The sequence below is a fragment of the Pontibacter diazotrophicus genome (genome assembly GCF_003367245.1).
Classification (GTDB): Bacteria; Bacteroidota; Bacteroidia; order Cytophagales; family Hymenobacteraceae; genus Pontibacter; species Pontibacter diazotrophicus.
This window is the reverse complement of sequence record NZ_QRGR01000010.1, coordinates 1-17,773: the sequence shown is the minus strand read 5'-3', so window position 1 is coordinate 17,773 and position 17,773 is coordinate 1. Positions and strand designations below refer to the sequence as shown.

Annotated in this window: 14 protein-coding genes; 7 read left to right on the top strand and 7 right to left on the bottom strand. The window is 48.9% G+C overall.

The annotated features are described in order from the left end of the window. Positions 1–106 precede the first annotated feature (106 nt). A complete protein-coding gene (locus tag DXT99_RS10330; RefSeq protein ID WP_115565481.1) occupies positions 107–2,452 on the top strand; it encodes a PVC-type heme-binding CxxCH protein in 2,346 nt (781 codons plus the stop codon). A 65-nt stretch (positions 2,453–2,517) separates the two neighbouring features. Here DXT99_RS10330 and DXT99_RS10325 read toward each other — a convergent pair whose 3' ends face one another. The 3 genes from DXT99_RS10325 to DXT99_RS10315 form a co-directional block, all read right to left on the bottom strand. After that, entirely contained in the window at positions 2,518–3,471 is a 954-nt protein-coding gene (locus DXT99_RS10325; RefSeq protein WP_115565480.1) for a sugar phosphate isomerase/epimerase family protein, read from the bottom strand. 95 nt (positions 3,472–3,566) lie between these two features. Next, positions 3,567–5,081, bottom strand: a complete 1,515-nt coding sequence (locus DXT99_RS10320; protein WP_115565479.1) for a DUF1593 domain-containing protein — start codon at positions 5,079–5,081, stop codon at positions 3,567–3,569. A 65-nt stretch (positions 5,082–5,146) separates the two neighbouring features. Further along, entirely contained in the window at positions 5,147–7,081 is a 1,935-nt protein-coding gene (locus DXT99_RS10315; protein ID WP_220273377.1) for a glycoside hydrolase family 3 protein, read from the bottom strand. Between the two features lie 272 nt (positions 7,082–7,353). On the opposite strand from DXT99_RS10315, the gene DXT99_RS10310 reads away from it, so the two are divergent. Next, on the top strand, positions 7,354–8,121 hold the full coding sequence (locus DXT99_RS10310; protein ID WP_115565478.1) for an NUDIX hydrolase: 768 nt from the start codon (positions 7,354–7,356) through the stop codon (positions 8,119–8,121). Positions 8,122–8,235: 114 nt separating this feature from the next. After that, complete coding sequence (locus DXT99_RS10305; protein WP_115565477.1) at positions 8,236–8,778, top strand: TlpA family protein disulfide reductase; 543 nt, start codon at positions 8,236–8,238, stop codon at positions 8,776–8,778. 56 nt (positions 8,779–8,834) lie between these two features. Here DXT99_RS10305 and DXT99_RS10300 read toward each other — a convergent pair whose 3' ends face one another. Beyond that, a complete protein-coding gene (locus tag DXT99_RS10300) occupies positions 8,835–9,596 on the bottom strand; it encodes a creatininase family protein (RefSeq protein ID WP_115565476.1) in 762 nt (253 codons plus the stop codon). A 328-nt stretch (positions 9,597–9,924) separates the two neighbouring features. On the opposite strand from DXT99_RS10300, the gene DXT99_RS10295 reads away from it, so the two are divergent. The 3 genes from DXT99_RS10295 to budA all read left to right on the top strand — a co-directional run bounded on the left by DXT99_RS10295 (position 9,925) and on the right by budA (position 13,144). After that, entirely contained in the window at positions 9,925–10,791 is an 867-nt protein-coding gene (locus DXT99_RS10295; RefSeq protein ID WP_115565475.1) for a creatininase family protein, read from the top strand. A 151-nt stretch (positions 10,792–10,942) separates the two neighbouring features. Next, a complete protein-coding gene (locus DXT99_RS10290) occupies positions 10,943–12,118 on the top strand; it encodes an acyltransferase family protein (protein ID WP_115565474.1) in 1,176 nt (391 codons plus the stop codon). Positions 12,119–12,373: 255 nt separating this feature from the next. Further along, the gene (gene budA, locus DXT99_RS10285; protein ID WP_115565473.1) at positions 12,374–13,144 is read left to right on the top strand and encodes an acetolactate decarboxylase; all 771 of its coding nucleotides are present in this window, start codon (positions 12,374–12,376) and stop codon (positions 13,142–13,144) included. A gap of 38 nt (positions 13,145–13,182) precedes the next feature. Here the strand turns inward: budA and DXT99_RS10280 are convergent, their stop codons facing one another. The 3 genes from DXT99_RS10280 to DXT99_RS10270 form a co-directional block, all read right to left on the bottom strand. After that, positions 13,183–13,788 (bottom strand): DapH/DapD/GlmU-related protein, encoded by a 606-nt coding sequence (locus DXT99_RS10280; protein ID WP_115565472.1) that lies wholly within the window; start codon positions 13,786–13,788, stop codon positions 13,183–13,185. Positions 13,789–13,827: 39 nt separating this feature from the next. After that, positions 13,828–14,811, bottom strand: coding sequence for a nitrilase family protein (locus DXT99_RS10275; protein ID WP_115565471.1), 984 nt, complete (start codon positions 14,809–14,811; stop codon positions 13,828–13,830). A gap of 105 nt (positions 14,812–14,916) precedes the next feature. Beyond that, entirely contained in the window at positions 14,917–15,822 is a 906-nt protein-coding gene (locus DXT99_RS10270) for a ChbG/HpnK family deacetylase (RefSeq protein ID WP_220273376.1), read from the bottom strand. Between the two features lie 377 nt (positions 15,823–16,199). Between DXT99_RS10270 and fucP the strand changes: the two genes are divergently transcribed. Further along, positions 16,200–17,537 carry an L-fucose:H+ symporter permease gene (gene fucP, locus DXT99_RS10265; protein ID WP_115565470.1) on the top strand — a complete coding sequence of 446 codons (1,338 nt, stop codon included), beginning with the start codon at positions 16,200–16,202 and terminating at the stop codon, positions 17,535–17,537. Positions 17,538–17,773: the final 236 nt, after the last annotated feature.

The window sequence follows — 17,773 nt, the reverse complement described above, 5'->3', positions numbered from 1 at the left end:
TGTGTAAGAACACGGTGAGATTTTTTCTGATAACGTTCATTAACAGCTGAAAGGTGAAACATGCGCTTATATTTATTTTATTCCACCACTATTAACCAGGACTTATATGAATAATTTATATAGAACGGGCTTTGTTGTTTTGTCTTTGCTGGCTTTTGGCTGTAATGCGCCAAAGGAAAATGAACTGAGTCAGGTCAGTTCCAGGCCTGTTTTCAATCCGAACCCTACAGGAGCATACCTTTCGCCTGAAGAAAGTATGAAAACCATGCATTTGCCCGAGGGCTATCGCCTGGAGTTAGTTGCCAGTGAACCTATGATAAAGGAACCGGTAGCCATTGCATGGGATGGTAATGCCAGAATGTATGTAGCGGAAATGCTCACATATATGCAGGATGCGGATGCTTCCGGGGAGCAGGAGCCCATAAGCCGCATATCGTTGCTCGAAGATACTGACAATGACGGCAAGATGGACAAAAGCACCATATTCATTGACAGTCTGTTGTTACCCCGCCTGTTGCAATGTGTAAACGACGAACTGTTGGTCAATGAAACCAACAGCATCACCATCCACAGCTATAGAGATACTGATGGAGATGGGAAAGCTGATGTGAAGAAAGTCGTGTACAAGAATGACAAATATGATGTGAATGATGCTAACATGGAACATCAGCGAAGCGGACTGGACTGGAACCTCGATAACTGGATGTATGTCACTTATGAACCGGTACGTTTTCGTTACACGAATGGTACCATGCAGGTTGACACCATCATAAGTGGCGGCGGCGGACAATGGGGAGTAGCACATGACAACTATGGACGGATTTACTACTCCAGAGCAGGAGGAGAGATCCCGGCTTTAGGGTTTCAAATCAATCCTGTTTATGGTACACTGGATTTTGCTGACCAGTACAGTGCAGCATTTGCGGAGGTATGGCCAATAATTGCCACACCTGATGTTCAGGGCGGGCCCAAGAGATTACGCCCTGATGTTACATTAAATCACTTCACGGCTGCATGCGGACAGTCTATCTTTCGGGGAGATCGGCTTCCCCCGGATTTTGTTGGAGACTATATTGTTTGTGAGCCAGTCGCTCGTGCTGTTCGCCGGGCCAAAGTAATTAATCAGAACGGAAAAGTAAAGCTGGAAAACGCGTATCAACGGCAGGAGTTTATAGCCTCCTCTGATATGAATTTCCGACCGGTTAACACTGCCACAGGCCCGGATGGAAATCTTTACATAATAGACATGCACCGGGGCATTATACAGCAGGGGAACTGGACAAAGCCCGGGTCTTTCCTGCGGGAGAAAATTGACAGTATAGGTTTAGCGAAGAATACAGGGCATGGCCGTATTTATCGGGTAGTGCACGACAGTTATAAGCCAGGGCCAAAACCAAACATGCTGAAGGAGCCTAGTGCGTCGCTTTTAAGTCACCTGGATCATCCGAATGGTTGGTGGCGGGATGAAGCTCAAAAATCGATTATAACCCGTGGTGACAAGTCAGTGATTCCGGCTTTGAGAAAAATGGCAGTTGGAGAGCATGGCTTCTTTTCCAGGAAACCAAGCCATCTTGCCAGAATACATGCTTTATGGACATTAGAGGGATTAGAAGCAATAGATAAAACGATTCTGTACAAAACTCTGAAAGATGAGCATCCACAGGTAAGGAGAACTGCTGTTTGGATTAGTGAACCATTCTTGGAAAAGAATGATGAGGAAATGATTCAAAAGGTAGGGGGGCTTGCAAATGATGCGGATCATGATGTGCGTGTTCAACTGCTGCTGTCGTTGTACAACAGTAAATCAGAGAAGGCTAAGGCCATTATCAAAGAGGTTTTAGAGAATAACTCAGACAATGAAATGCTTGTTGCCTCCAAGGTAGCGCTCGATAAGAATGAAGGAGTGCGCACATACGGAAAGAAACTAGGCAAGCTTGCTCAGTCCGACAGAGAGTTGATATTGAAAGGAGCGGCTACCTTTAAGTCTGTTTGTGCAAGTTGCCATGGCGCTGACGGAAAGGGAATAGCCATCGGAGGGACTAACATGCCTGCTCCTCCTCTTGCAGGATCGAAGCGCTTAGCTTTTGTGGAAAAAAATACAGCTGCCAGAATTTTACTACATGGACTTTCCGGGCCTGTTGACGGCAAATCCTACACCAGTATAATGCCTGCTATGGAAGCGAACAGTGATGAATGGATTGCATCTGTCTTAAGTTATATCCGGTATGAGTTTGGTGGTGCAGCTCCCCGACAGCCCGGTCATATACCTGGTATGGCGGCTGCAGCTACAGATAAAGCAGCAGGTTTTACAACCAGAGCAGAACTTTCACCTGTCGTTACACCTGAAGAAGTTAAGAAGCTCAGAGAAGAAAGCGCTGGAAGAAACAAAACCTGGACTTTAGAGGAATTGGCAGATAAGAGCAAACAAGAGACGGCGATGCAGGCGCAATAAAAAACAAAAAGCACTGTTCTGGTATTTAGAACAGTGCTTTTTGTTTTTGAGCAACTCAATCACGCTTAGCTCAATACATTCACAAGGTTCTTATAGCTGGTAGCGATACTGTCCATCGGATTTCCCGGAGTTACGTCCTGCTCCACAAAGTAGTACTTCATGCCTGCCAGTTCCGCTTTGTCGAAGATGCGCTTGAAGTCGATAGAGCCGTTGCCTACCTCTGTAAAAAACTGCTTTTCTGTTCTGTCCATGTCCTTCACGTGCCACATCGGGAAGCGGCCCGGGTGCTGCTCGAACAAGGCTACCGGATCGTTGCCAGACTTGGTGGCCCAGTAAAGGTCCAGTTCCATCTCCACCAGGTCCTTGTCTGTTTCCGCCAAAATCAGGTCGTATGGCCGCTGACCTTCCAGCGTTTCAAATTCGAAGTCGTGGTTGTGGTAAGCAAACGATAAACCTGCTTTTTTACAGGCCTCGCCGGCGCGGTTAAAGAGTTCGATATGGCGCCTGTACTGGTCCAGTGTTTCGTGCTCGCTCGGGAACAAATAGGCGCAGGTCAGGTAGCTTTGGCCTGTTTCAGCGGCCATATCCACCAGCTGCTGCAATCCATTTGTCAGCGTCAGGAATTCGGGGGGCAGGGGCGCCTCTGTTGGTAGCTGCGTGCCCGGCAGTACGTGGCTGCTGCGAAGCTTCATGCCCATGTCTTCCACCATCGTGGCAAACTCTTTCGGCTTCATGCCATAATAATGGCCTTTCGAACCAGCAGCTGATTCCAGGTCTTTATAGCCCAAAGCGGCTATTTTCTGCAGCGTGCCCTGCAAATCCTGCTCCAGCAGCTCGCGAACAGTAAACAACTGCAAGCCGACAGACAAATCTCTTGAGGTGGTGTTTGGCCCACCCACACCTTCGGCTGATGCAGTCGTGTCAGCCTGTGATGTGGTGCCATCGGCACAAGCCGGGAGTAATAAGCTACCTAAGGCCAGTGCTCCGGCCGCTTTGAAAAAGTTTCTTCTGTTTTGCATTCGTTCTTGTTCAGGTATGTTCAACTAATAGGTGTGGATTATCTTCCTGAGTCCTGTCTGTTTTTTAGTCTCCGAAGTACATTTCAATTCGACGGTCATTTTGCAACCGTAGCAATAACGCGCTGGTAACGGGTTAGCCGAGGCGTTCCGGAGTCGGTTACTTCCAGAATGAGATGTATGGTTTGCCCGCTTTCAGCGTTTTCAGGAACCGTGAAGGCTGCTTTCCTTTTGTCGGCATTCCGGATGCTCACTTTACCTTCGTAGGTATCCACCTCTTCGTATTGCCACCATCGGTAGCTGAGGGCATTGCTGTCCGGGTCGCTAGCTGAGCCGTTGAGGTTTACTTTTTGGCCAGGCTTCACCACTAAGTCCTTCGGCTGGTTGAGTTTTACGACAGGAGGGTGGTTTGCTTCTTTGTACGACATCACGCACCAGTCAGCCCGGGCAGCGAAATCGTTCTGCAGCACATCTATCCAGCGGGTCTGCGGAAAGGTAGTGTCGTTTTTTTGGGTGTAGGTATTGTAGTCGGTTACGTGCTTTCCATCTTCCCAGCGGTGTGGGTTTTGCTCGGATTGTACCATGCGGCCTCCCCAGCCGCCATAAGAAGCATCCTCCATACTCCTCAGACCAACATCAAGCAGGTAAAAGAAGGCTGGAGAGTCGCCTTCCGATATAAAATCATACTGGCCGCGGTCATACTTTTTGGCTTCTTCCATGTTCCCGTGCGTGTGTTCCGGGTCACCTGCAATCTGCTCTCCGTCGCCCCAGAGGTAGTACTCTTCCAGTAGTGGGCCGTGGTTGAACTTGATATTCTCCGCAAACCATTTGCCGCTTAGGTAGGGCTGCAACTCTGTCGGTACCACCTTTGGCCACAGGTAGGCGAAGCTCCAGAACTGGTCGGAGTTGTACAGCACCTTTACCTCCGGCCAGTTAGGGGCCACATACTTCTGATAAGTCGCATCCTGGTCCAGCACTGCATAAATGATAGCTTTATCTGATACCTTCCTGTAAACATTTTCCCACTGTGGGGTACCCTTGTATTCGGCCTCTATTGATTTCAGGGCACGGGCTACAGTGTTGGTGCCTCCCCAGATTTGCAGGTAAACCGGGCTTGCGTTATCGTCAAGAAGTATCGTTTTTATAAAATCAGACCCTTCCGTGTCTTTTTCCATTTCACCCTCAAATTCTATGTTGCCAACTCTGACAAGGCTCTGAAGGTAATTTGGCTCAGGATATCCCTTGGCGTGCTTTGTCAGGTTATCATATACTTTGGCATACTGGTTAATGTAGTGCTGCATCCAGGTGGTGCCGGGCCAGCGAAGCTCCTGCCGCTCTCCATAACGCTCCGCCGTGTTTGGCATTTCGGAAGTAAACAAGGTTCCTTTCCCGTCTCCGGCATAATGCCACTGTGAGCTGCTATACACCAGCCCCACAATGTCGAACTCGTTAGAGTACAGCAGGAGCCTGACAAAAGAATCTACATCATCTACTTCCCCATCAGTCGTGATGATGGTGCGGGGCTTGCCATTTGTTGACTGAGCCGTAGCTACAGATGTGGTGCCGGTCAGCATAAGCAGCAGCACAAAAAGCATCAATACTAATTTCTGCATATTCTATCCTTGTTTACAACACCTTCTATATAAACTAAAAAGCGGCGAGCCTTAAGCTAAACATTTTACTCATACCTCAACCCAAACCCAAACTTATACAGCGGGTCTTTGGAGTCGTAGGGCAAGTCCTCTTTCTGGTTGCGCACGGCCTCCATCGACGATGGCAGCTCGAACGGCAGGTTTCCCTCCGGTTTTGCCTTACCAAAAATAACATCCAGCACGGCGGCATCGCTTGCACCAAAATCTGCAAACAAGCCTTTCGCATTTTGGCTGATTTCCGGTATCACAGCAGGGCGGTCAAGGTTGATGTCCACAATGGTGGGTACTGTTTTCAGCAGCTGCAGTATCTCTTCTTTTTCCTTGCCTTTAAAATCTAGGTCGCCGTGGTGGAAGCTTTGGGCAAAAGGATTTTTCGTCTCTACTGGGTACCAGGGCGTTTTCAGGCGGAGAATCGCTATGTCTGCTTCTTTCGGGTTTTCCACAACGGTGCCATATAGTGCGGCTACCTTCGGATCTACGTTCTTCACATACAGTTTTAATTCGCCCTGCTGAAGCGGCAGCACCTTAATTTCGTTTTTTAGCAGCGTCATGGCGCGGCGCTGCGAGGCTTCCCCGGCTGCTTTGAAGGCAGGGTTGCTCAATACCTTTACAGCATTCTCCACATCCACATAAGGATTGTCGAACAAGCCCAACTGGAACTTCTGGCGCAGCAGCCTTCTTACAGATTCATCGATGCGGGTCTCCGTTAGCTTACCATCATTAACCAATTTCACCACCAGTTCAGGCACGCTTTCACCACCGAACTGGTCTACACCGGCATCTATGATTTTCTTTACCCTGTCTTCCTCACTCAGGTGCTCTACACCCCAGGCACGTGCAGGCCAAACGGCTACGCCCATGTTTACATCCGTAATCAATCCCCAGTCGGTACACACCACACCATCAAACTTATACTTGTTGCGCAGTAAACCTGTGATAATGGCTTTGTTGTAAGCAAAGGCTACATTCTCCTCCGTCTGGTCTGTAGGCACACCGTAATAAGGCATGATGGCAGCCGTGTTGGCTTCGAACGCTGCCTCAAAAGGAATCAGATGATAATCAAAATTATTGCCTGGGTATACCTGTCCTTTCTGAAACTCGAAGTGCGGGTCAAGGCCTTCTCTTTGAGGGCCACCTCCGGTAAAGTGCTTTGTCATACAGGCCACGCTGTTTGGTCCCAACTCTTCGCCCTGAAAGCCCAGGATATACGCTTTGGCCATGCGTGCCGTCAGTTCGGCATCCTCTCCAAAAGTTCCGCCAATGCGGGCCCAGCGAGGTTCAGTAGCAAGGTCTACCTGCGGGTGCAGCGCCTCCCGCAGGCCCACGGCTACGTATTCCTGGCGTGCAATATCGGCAAAGTTCCGGGTAAGTTCTTCGTCACCAATGGCAGCAAAGCCAAGTGGCTCGCACCATTGTGAAAACCCGGAGGCGGCCATAGAAAAGATGCTCTCGCTGAAGTGGTTGCGCGGGTCAGAGGCGATGGTAACCGGAATACCCAACCTGGTATTTTCAGCAGCCTTCTGTATGGCATTGTAACCTGTGGCCAGCGCCCTGGTTTCTGGCGCTTCCCAGAAGTTGAAGTGGTTCATCATTTTACCGGAAATCGATTCGTCAGCAGTGGGCAGGCTGGCAGCCATACCCTTTGTTTCCGAAGTTTTCTCAATGGTGCCGTCTTCGTTGATGAAGGTGCCGTTAATGAACATCATACCGGCTTTTTCCTCGAGCGTCATTTGTGCCAGCAGGTCGTTTACTCTGGCCTCCACTGGCTGGGAACTGTCTTCATACAAATCCATGCTGCCGTTCTTGTTCAGGTCGCGGTAATTGGGAGCAGTTGTGGCAGGAGCATTGGCACTAGTTTTTGTACTGCCTGTTGATACCTGGCTGCTGTTGCAGGCCATGCCAGCCAGCAGCAGGGCAAGCGGCAGCTTATTAATAAACTGGTTCGGGAATTTTCTTATCATGGAGGAGCTATATCCTGTGTCTTATTGACACAATGTAAAGATATTTGTTGGTAATTTTGTACTCACTCAGGTTTTATTTGCTTAGAGTATGCTTAAATTTCGTTTTTGCAAGCGAAAAATTAACCGGAAAGGGTTCTGACGAAACGGTTTTAGAGCTTCATAGCAGCGCTATGGAGCGAGAAAACGGTGAAGTCAGGTTCCTTTCTGGGCAGTCTGCAGCGCAAAGGATGAATTTTAAACATGCTCTTGCTTAAATTTGAAACCAATCAAAAGTGGAAGAAGAAGTAGAAAATATACTGCAAAAAGGTGGAGAGCTCTTTCACCCGGGCCTTTCTGTTGACTGTGTGATATTCGGGTTTCATGATAACCAGCTGAAGGTCTTGCTCCTTAAAATGAAGCATGCGGACAAGTGGGCGCTGCCGGGTGGCTTTGTGTATAAAGAAGAGGAAGTGGAGCATGCCGCCGTGCGGGTGCTGCAGTCGCGCACGGGCCTTGGCAACATCTTTCTCCGTCAGTTCCATACGTTTGGCAGCCCTTCGCGCTCCGACAGGAAACTGAATAGGGAACTACTGGTGTCATTAGACCTGGAGGCACATGAGAACCACTGGTTCCTGCAGCGCTTTATTACGGTTGGCTATTACGCACTGGTGAATTTCTCAAGTGCCGTACCCCGCCCTGATGCTACCTCCGAGGCCTGTGCCTGGTGGGACCTGCAGGACATGCCACCGCTTGCCATGGACCATAACCACATTTTGCAGCAAGCGTTGGAGACACTGCGGAAACAACTGAATGACCAGCCTGTCGGCTATAACCTGCTGCCCGAAAAGTTTACTATGCCGGAGTTGCAAAGGCTGTACGAGACTATTTTGGGCAAACAGCTGGACCGCCGCAATTTCCAGCGAAAAATGCTGGGCTATGGTATACTGGACAGGTTGGAGGAGCGCAAGCGTGGGGTGGCGCATAAAGCTCCGTACCTGTATTCTTTTAATAAGGAGAAATATGCAGCTGCGCTACAGGATGGTTTACAGCAGGGCTGGTAGAAAAAATTACAAACCTGCAGATCTTCCGGACTCTCAGGCGCCCTATTTTGAACTGACGGCACGGAAAAATGTTATAGCAGGACTTACAGATGTGTAAGCAAAATATAGAGCTGTATGAAAAAAGGAATATATATTATAGTGGGGGTTGTGTTGGTGCTGCTGCTTATTTTTTTCATTGACAACCTGAACAGTAAGTCTGCGACCAGGGAAACGCAGCCGACAGCAGAGGAAGTACCTGCAGCAAATACTGCAGCAGTTGTGCCTAACGAACTTCCCATGATGTCCCTCACCCGTTTAGATGGCTCCAGTTTAATGGCAAAGAACCTGGAAGGGAAAACTGTTCTGGTGCTGTTTCAGCCGGACTGTGACCACTGCCAGCGCGAAGCCGTGCAGATACGGGAAAACTTAGAGGCTTTTGATGATTACACGATATACTTTGTATCTGACGCTGCTTTGCCGCAGCTAAACCAGTTTGCCCGGGAGTATGAGTTGGCAGACAAAAACAATATCCATTTTGCGCAGGCTTCTGTAAACGACATCATTCATGCCTTAGGGCCAGTGGAGGCACCATCTGTATTTGTTTATTCGGAGGAAGGCCGCTTAGTAAGTTCTTTTATTGGTGAAACTCCCATAGAGGAAATAAAGAGCGCCCTTTAAAAATTAAAACAGCAGCCTGAAGAACCTCTCATTCGTTCAGGCTGCTGTCTGCTTGTCTATTCGTACAGGTCGTTTAGGTTTGCCTTTGCGAGGTCAACAAACAACCTACTCATCTTGTCGGTTACGGCTTCAAAGAACCGCTCTCCTTTTTCTTTAGTGGCTTTCTTCGGGTTGCCTACGCCCGTATCTTCTGTTACCTGCGACCACTTGCGTTCCGCCCATGCCCAACCTTCTCTATAAGCTTTTATTTTAGGCTTCTTGTCACGTCCCTCGCCCGCTTCCTCCAGCGGCAGCACCAGGTCCGGGCGAAGGTGCAGGAGCAGGCTTGTTTCCATCTCATCGGCATGGTCTCCGGGGTTCTCAAAGAACGCACTCCTATCCAGCGAATGAAACCAGTTGCAGCTCGAGATAAACATAGCAGGATACTTTAGTCCCAGCTCCCGGATCATCGTTTTAAAGTCGTTCCCGCCATGGCTGTTCAGTATAAGTAACTTAGAAATTCCCTGCCTGTTCAGCACCTCCAGTACATCATTCAGCACCGCTGCCTGCGTACTGGGACTCATATTGATGTCCAACAGGATGTCTGCCTGCCCGGTGTTCACCCCAAACGGGATGGTGGGCAGCACGATTATCTTTGCCCCGGCTTCCCATGCTTTGCGGGCTGCTTCGGCTGCAATGTTGTCTGCCTCAATTATATCCGTGGCGTAAGGTAAATGGTAGTTGTGCGCTTCGGTTGCGCCCCAGGGTAAAACAGCCACATCAAACTTCTGATTCTGAATGTCTCTCCAGTTTGTCTCTGCTAAAATGTATGGTCTCATAGTATGCTTTTAAGGTTGTGCTATTGTACGGTAATTTTATCTCCTGACAGATGCTGCTGTCATTCGTCTCAAAAGTATAAGCTGTCATCAATATAGTAAGAACCCACCGCATATGGAGTAAACTTCTCGTCTTTTACACAGGCTTTTGTGGCATACAGGCATGCTGATTGATTCTGATGCATGGTTAAATAGGCTGACTTTTGATGAAGCAGTTCATTGATTGCTGCCTCCACTAATTTAGAGACAAAAGCCAGGAAACAGTAGCAGTAAAAGGTGGAACTTGTTATATTGACTATAGAATTTATCTCCCCACCACATAAATTTACATATGAGGCTACTATTACTTCTTTTGCTGTTTTCAAGTACTGCGTTTGCCCAGGATATTCCCGCTCGGTGGGATGAACTCACTGCCAGCGATTGGCCGAAGGCGCTGGAGAAATCTAACCGGACCTGTATTCTTCCTATCGGTATTCTGGAAAAGCACGGGCTGCATGCTCCTATTGGCTCTGACCTGATTCATGTACGGGAATGGTCGGCACGTGCTACAAAAAATGAGTATGCGGTGGTATTCCCTGATTACTTCTACGGGCAGGTGTATGAAGCCCAGCAGCAGCCGGGTACGTTTGCCCTGCCGAGCCGACTGGTGTGGGACCTGCTGGATGCAACAGTAGAGGAAATAGCCAGAAATGGCTTTGATAAAATTGTGATTGTGAACGGCCACGGCGGCAACCCGCAGTTGCTGCGCTATTTCGTGCAGTCGCAGTTGGAGAAGCGCCGCGACTATGCCGTGTACTTTTTTGACCCGGTGAATGAACCTGCCTTTGCGGAGAAGGTGAGCAAAACGCGTAAGTCTGACCCGGCCGGCGACCAACATGGTGGTGAGAACGAAACATCTTCTCTTTTGTACCTGCGCCCTGACCTTGTAAAGCAGGAGCGGGCCATACAGGAATCCGGTGAAAACCTGAAGCGTCTGGCGTCTCTTCCGAACCTGTATACCGGCATCTGGTGGTACGCCAGTTATCCGAACCATTATGCGGGTGAGGGAGCAAAGGCCACAAAGGAACTGGGAAAGCTATTGACTGAGAACAAAGTGGATCAACTGACGAAAGCACTGAAAGCAGTAAAGGCCGATACAAAGACGCTGGAACTGCAGAACGAATATTTTGACAGGGTAGATAAAGTGGGTGGAAGGTAAATGGTTTGAAGAGGAGGAAGTGCAAGTAACTTCCTCCTCTTGCGGAATTTCCTTCCTTGGAGGAGCTAGAAGTGGGGTTTCAAAAGTAGGTTTTGCTTAATTGCGTAAAGCGCAAATGAGTTAAATGATTGTTTAGTAATGTAACGCATCTATGACGAAGCTTTTTACAGCCAGTACAGTTGCAGACAATGGGCTGCTAAAGGAGACAACCCGGCAGCGTTATCTCTCGCTTGATGTGCTGCGGGGAATGACAATCGCCCTGATGATCGTCGTAAACACCCCCGGAAGCTGGCAATCCATTTATGCGCCTTTCCGGCATGCCGCCTGGCACGGATTCACGGTAACAGACTTGGTTTTCCCTACCTTCCTGTTTGTGGTGGGCAATGCTATGAGCTTCAGCATGCGGAAATTTGAAAGGGAGGAGGATAGCGTTTTCCTGAAAAAGGTTTTTAAGCGAACAGTCCTGATCTTCCTGCTGGGTCTCCTGCTGAATACCTTTCCCTTCGTTACCCGCAATGCTGCCGACGAACTGGCGCTGATTGATTTCTCCAGCATTCGGATAATGGGTGTTCTGCAAAGAATTGCCCTGTGCTATGGCTTAGCGGCGCTGGTGGTGCATTACTTTAAAGTAAAGGGAGCCATCATTTTCAGTGCTATCGCGCTGCTCTCTTATTGGGCCATTATGTATTTCTTCGGTAACCAGCCTGACCCTTATAGCCTGGAAGGCAATGCTGCTTTAAAGTTTGACAGGCTACTTTTACCTGCTGAAAACCTGTACAAAGGCTATGGGATACCTTTCGATCCGGAGGGGCTGCTAAGTACTTTGCCAGCCGTGGTCAACGTAATCGCTGGTTTTCTGGCAGGATTATACATACAGCGGCAGGGCAATAACATGGGCACTGTATTTAAGCTTGCTCTGTCGGCGGCGGCGTTTATTGTGGTGGCGCTTGCCTGGGATATTTTCTTCCCCATCAACAAACCCATCTGGACAAGCTCTTATGTAGTATATACCGTTGGCTTAGACCTGCTCATACTGTCTGTGCTCATGCTGGTGATTGAGGTGGCCAACTATAAATGGTGGACCTATTTCTTTGAAGTTTTTGGCCGAAATCCGCTGTTCATATATATCCTGTCGGGTGTGTTGGTAAGGCTCATGGGCCTTATAAGAGTAGATGGCCAAAGCCTGTACGGGTGGGTCTATAATAATCTTTACCTGACATGGCTTTCGGATAATAATGCTTCCCTGCTGTTTGCTGTTTCCTACATGCTCCTGCTGTGGTGCATCGGGTATTGGATGGATAAGAAGAGGGTATATATTAAGGTATAAATATTGGTGAGGCAGGCCATTGCCACAAGTGTAGTGACTTAATCATCTTTCCTTTACCCACTACACGTGAGCCAGAAGAAGCCAGTGGTGCTGTGGAAAGCTCCCGGTGTCAATTCGAAAGAATCGCACCGGGAGCTTTTTTTTATTAGTGGGAATCGCCTCATAGTGCCAATGTATAAGCGCTAACCGCACTGGCTTCTGATAACTTTATGAAAGCTGCCAACGCTATACCTGATAAATCTATACCTGTTAACTATGTGGCGGATTTATACTTTAGCATTTGTTCTGTTGGCACTTACTTCCTGCAGCGAAGAGAACGCAGATACTGCTACTATACAGGAATCAGAAGCCACAGACGACACAGTATTTTACGTTTCCTTGAATGAGGCTATTCACCAGGGGCAGTATGATGGTGTGATGCAGGTGAGAGAACTGAAAGAGCAGGGGAGTATGGGAGTAGGCAGTACCGCACGGCTGGCGGAAGAAATAGTGCTGCTGGATGGCATAGCCTATGGTATACCCGCCGATGGTAAGGCATATGAATTACCTGACACGGCACAGGTAGCTTATGCCGCCGCAAAAGCCTTTGAGTTAGATGAGGAAATGACGATAAGTCAGGCGATGGGGCAGGAAGAGGTGGAGGCGTACCTGGATTCTGCACGAAAGAAGAATGTCTTTGCTGCCATAAAAGTCAGCGGCAGGTTTCCTTCCATCAGGTACCGTAGCTTTCATCCACAGGAGAAGCCGTATCAGTCAACTGACGAGGTGCCCAATGTGGTATTTACCCGCTCAGGCATAGCCGGAACAATGGTGGGCTTTTTCACCCCGAAATCTGCAGATGTTCTGAACAGCCCGGTCTATCACTTTCATTTCATCAGCGAAGACAAATCAACCGGCGGGCATGTGCTGGATTTTACCCTTGCTGATGCCAATGTCGAAATAGACTATGCCAGCCAGCTAAAAGTACAGCTGCCAGACCCGGCACTGCTGCAAAACGTTGATCTGAATACGGCGGCTTCGGAGTAAGGTCTATCCAATGCTTGTCGCAGTTCTTATCCCTGCCGTTAAAGCTGCTCTACCAGTTCCAGGCGTTTCACAATGGTGTCTTTTGCTAAAATTGTACCCGGCGACAACACTGCATTGGCTCCGATTTTACAATTGTCGCCTACCAGGGCGCCAAACTTTATCACGTTCGTGTCTGTGATGTCCCCGTTCAACACCACCCGGATTTGCTTATCATTTCTCTCATTAAAATGATTTGCCACAACTGCGCCAGCTTCAAAGTTAACGTTGCTGCCGATGATGCTGTCTCCTACAAAATTGAAATGCGCGACAGCGCTATTCTGCATGATGATACTTGTTTTTACCTCACAACCTGTGCCTACTGTTGTGCCTTTTCCCAGGAAAACGCCTCCCCGTAAATAAGCATGGGCACCAATAAAGCAGTTTTCCGAAACAATAACAGGTGCCTTCAGCACAACGCCTTTTTCTACTGTGGCGGAGTGGTGAATGGCTATACCATCTGTCACGGTATAGCTCTTCTCCAACTCAGTTATCATTTCGTCTAAAATATCTGGAAGTATTTGAGGAACAAGCCAGGGCAGAGTGTCCTTTTGTGCCGCAAAAATGCGAGAAAAACCAGCTACGTAATCATCTATCACCAGGTGCATGTGCAGGGGATTAAGTGAATAAAGTATCAGGAGCAGCGTTTACTCAGGCAACTCTTCTACTTTATCAGGCACAGGCGCCTCATTTTTCAGCCAAACGGGTTTTGTCTCAGAATGATGATCTGCCCCGATAATGTTTTTGTAAAGTTCAGGCTTTCGCGCTTTCTTATAGCGGTGGCCACCGGCAAGCTCCAGCTTATCATCTGTCAGCGTGGCGACGGCAATCTCATCTTCGAAGCTTTTTATCTCCGTCAGCACTTCGCCGTAAGGGTCCAGGATCAGGGAATTGCCGTTCTTTAGATGCTCTCCGTCATACCCGATTGGGTTAGTGAACACATAGTATACGGCATTGTCGTAGGCCCTGGCCGGTAGCCAGCGCATCAGCCAGCGTCTGCCTTTGGGGCCGTCGAACTCCAGTCGCAGGGGCACCGGATCTGTGTGCCTGGCCTGCCATAGTTCATCTGGCACATAGCCTCGCCCCGGCATGGAAGAAGGAGTACACATGGTAACGTGCGGCGCGAAAATGATCTCTGCTCCGAGCAGCGAGGTGGCTCTTACGTTTTCCACTACATTGTTATCATAGCAAATCAGGATGCCGCACTTCCAGCCCTTCAGGTCGAACACCACATACTCCGAACCTGGCTCCAGATACTTGCTGATGAAGGGGTGAATTTTGCGATACTTTGCTATCAGGCCATTCTTGTCTACGCACACATAGGTGTTGTACAGCCTGTCGTCTTCCACCTCAAGCAGGCCTGCTAAAATAGGGATGTCGTACTTTTCTGACAGCTGAATAAGTTGCCGGGTACTTTTTCCATCCGGCACTTCCTCGGCCAGGTCCAGCATCTCCTCCCGCGTCAGGTCTTTCTGGAAAGTATAGGCGGTAATACACATTTCATGGAAGCTGATTACTTCAGCACCACGGGCTTTTGCTTTGGCTGTTAATGCTTCTATAACAGACAGGTTATAGGCCTTGTCGCCATCTTTGGGCTCGAACTGGGCAACTGCAACTTTAAGGTTTCTCATTTGCTATTGTTTAAAGACTGCTATTTTGACAATAAAGCTATACGGCAGCTTTGCTTCCGGGCTGTTAAAACCTGTGGGGCTGCCTCAAAGCACTCACCTTTTCTCTTACTGTGGAAGTGGTGCCCGCATACTGCTTAGCCCGTTGGTTTTAACTAAATCAGCATACGTAATAAGCTTAAATTTTTTATCTGCCAACTTTAAGAATTCGGGGGAGACAAGCATGTTTAGTTCCATTTGCCGGTGCTGGCTGGCTCTTGGTTTTCCGTCGTCAGTGTTCATCAGGGCACTGTTCATGTCCACCAATACATCCATCTCAGGAGAACTTTGCGCTACATGCAACTCAACCACATTCAGGCTGCCCGGCTTCAGGGTATTGGCGAAATCCATAAACTCTTTGGCTTTGGTCTCTACGGTTACCGGCCACATGCTCTTGTACGTCTCGCCAAAGTAGTTGGAAATGCCCAGGTTATACTTTTTTGCCAGCCTCTCTGTGAGCGCGCGTAACTCGGGAGTTGCCAGGGCCATACCCATGTGCGGGTCTACGTAGCTGATTTTTAACCCCGAATTCAGGGCTCTTTCTATCTGTGCCGTCAGCTCTTTCTCAACGTCCTCCAGTTTATAGTCGCTCTTCAAAAAGGCTTCTATCGACGGCAGGAAATAACCTTCTTTGTCTACAAGGCTAGGCACAGCAGTACGCCCCGCCACCGGGCCCCAACGGTAATTTTTCCATTCCGCATTCAGTGTCAGGTGCACTCCAACGGCTACCTGCGGGTGTTGCTTCAGGATTTCCACGGCCTCCTGGTACCAGGGGCAGGCAAACATAACAGACGCGGAGAAAGGGATGCCTGTTTCAGCCAGTTGTTTTACACCCATGTTCACTGCGTGGTTCATGCCAATGTCGTCCGCACGAAGCAACAAAGTGGGCGTCTGTGATTTTTGTGCCTGCACCAGTTGTAGCATGCTCAGGTTCAGTAGCAGCGCGAGCGTTATAATGGAATACAGCTTTTTCATGCGTCCTTGATAATGTGAAACACCTATTAAAGTTTAGAGAGACATATAATGGTTGTAACCTGTGAGGTGGCTTGTTGTCCTGACTTAGCGTGCTGGGTTTACAACCGTGATACTTATGTCTTTTGCTAAGTTAGAATTTTCCTGAATAAACCCTATATTGGAGAAGCTAAAATGAGTGAGGAATTACTATAATAGACGTTGCTTTATTTCTGTTTCGCGCATGAATCGGATAGAGGACCTATAGAACAGCAGCCTCTCTTGTGTAAGCTATTCAGAAACAAGCTATCATCATTGTATCATCACTCGGGAGAACCTTACGCTACAAGCGCCGGAAAATTCTCCAGAGGCAGCTACATAAGCTAATAACAACAAAGAACATGACAACAGCCACTAAAAAGGAATCGCTTCTCAGAACCGGGAACATCTGGCCTTTTATCCTCATCACAAGTCTCTTCTTTCTGTGGGGGCTGGCCAACAACATGACAGATACGCTGCTGGCAGCCTTTAAGCGCATCATGAGCATGTCTGATTTCCAGACCTCCTGGATACAGATGGCTTTCTACGGCGCCTATTTCTGCCTCGCCCTGCCAGCGGCTATCATGATAAAGAAGTACACCTACAAAACCGGTATCCTGGTTGGGCTGGGTTTGTTTATCCTGGGGTCGCTGCTGTTTTATCCCGCCAGCATCACGATGGCCTACGGGCACTTCCTGATTGCGCTCTACGTGCTGGCCGGGGGCTTGTCTATACTGGAAACTGCCGCCAATCCTTACATAGTGGCCATGGGGCCGGAGGAAACGGGCACCAGGCGCCTGAACCTGGCACAGTCTTTCAATCCTATCGGCTCCATTATGGGGGTGCTGCTAAGTAAAATATTCATCCTTTCCGAGTTAAACCTGTCCAGCGCTGAAGAGCGGGCCACTATGGACCAGGAGCAGCTGAAGGCGATACAGTCTGAAGAGCTGACGGCTGTGATGGGGCCTTACGTTGGCGTAGCCGTGTTTCTGATGGTGATCTGGCTTGCCGTGAAGTTCACCAACATGCCCAAGGCCTCTGATGCAGGAGGAAAACTAGACCTGCTTCCGACGTTCAGGAGGCTGGTGAAAACGCCGCATTATGTGTGGGCGGTGGTGGCGCAGTTCTTTTACGTAGGCGCGCAGATTGGCATCTGGTCTTACACCATCCGGTATGTGATGCAGGAAGTCCAGCTAAATGAAGATGGTGCCTCCAGTTATTACATGGCTGCCCTGATTCTGTTTATGGTCTCCCGCTTTATTTTCACAGCGCTGATGCGGTATGTGAGTCCGAGAATCCTGCTGTTGCTAAGCGCTGTTGCAGCGGCTGTTTGCACACTTATCGTTATTTATGGCAGTGGCTTCCTGGGTGTATACGCCCTGATTGCTATATCCGGTTTTATGTCGCTGATGTTCCCGACAATTTACGGCATGGGCATCCGGGGCTTAGGCGACGATACGAAGATAGGAGGCTCAGGCCTGATCATGGCCATTCTGGGAGGGGCCGTTATCACCTCTGCGCAAGGGTATGTGTCTGACGTGACACAGGATATCAGCCAGGCTTTTTACGTGCCTTTCGTTTGTTTCGTGGTGGTGGCCATCTATGCTGCTGTTTCAGGAAAGCTGGAACGCAACAGCATCAACAGAACTGGAGGGGAGGCGGAAGCATTGCCAAGTGGCACGTACCAGAAGGTAGGGTAGGAACGATGTTGTCAGCTTAACCAGAAATTATCTGATGACATCTGGCTCCTTATGCCCTTGCTGTGTGTTTTCACCATAGCCGTCAGGCTAAGGAGTTGTGCGAAACTAAAAGTAGCTGTAGCTTTGCAGGATGGAGGTAAGTGTAGAAGGATTATTAGAAGGCAAGGAAGGTCTGCTCGAGCAGCTGCAATCCTTTTTCAAGGAAGAGGAGCTGGAGAAGCTTGCCCGGGAGAGCA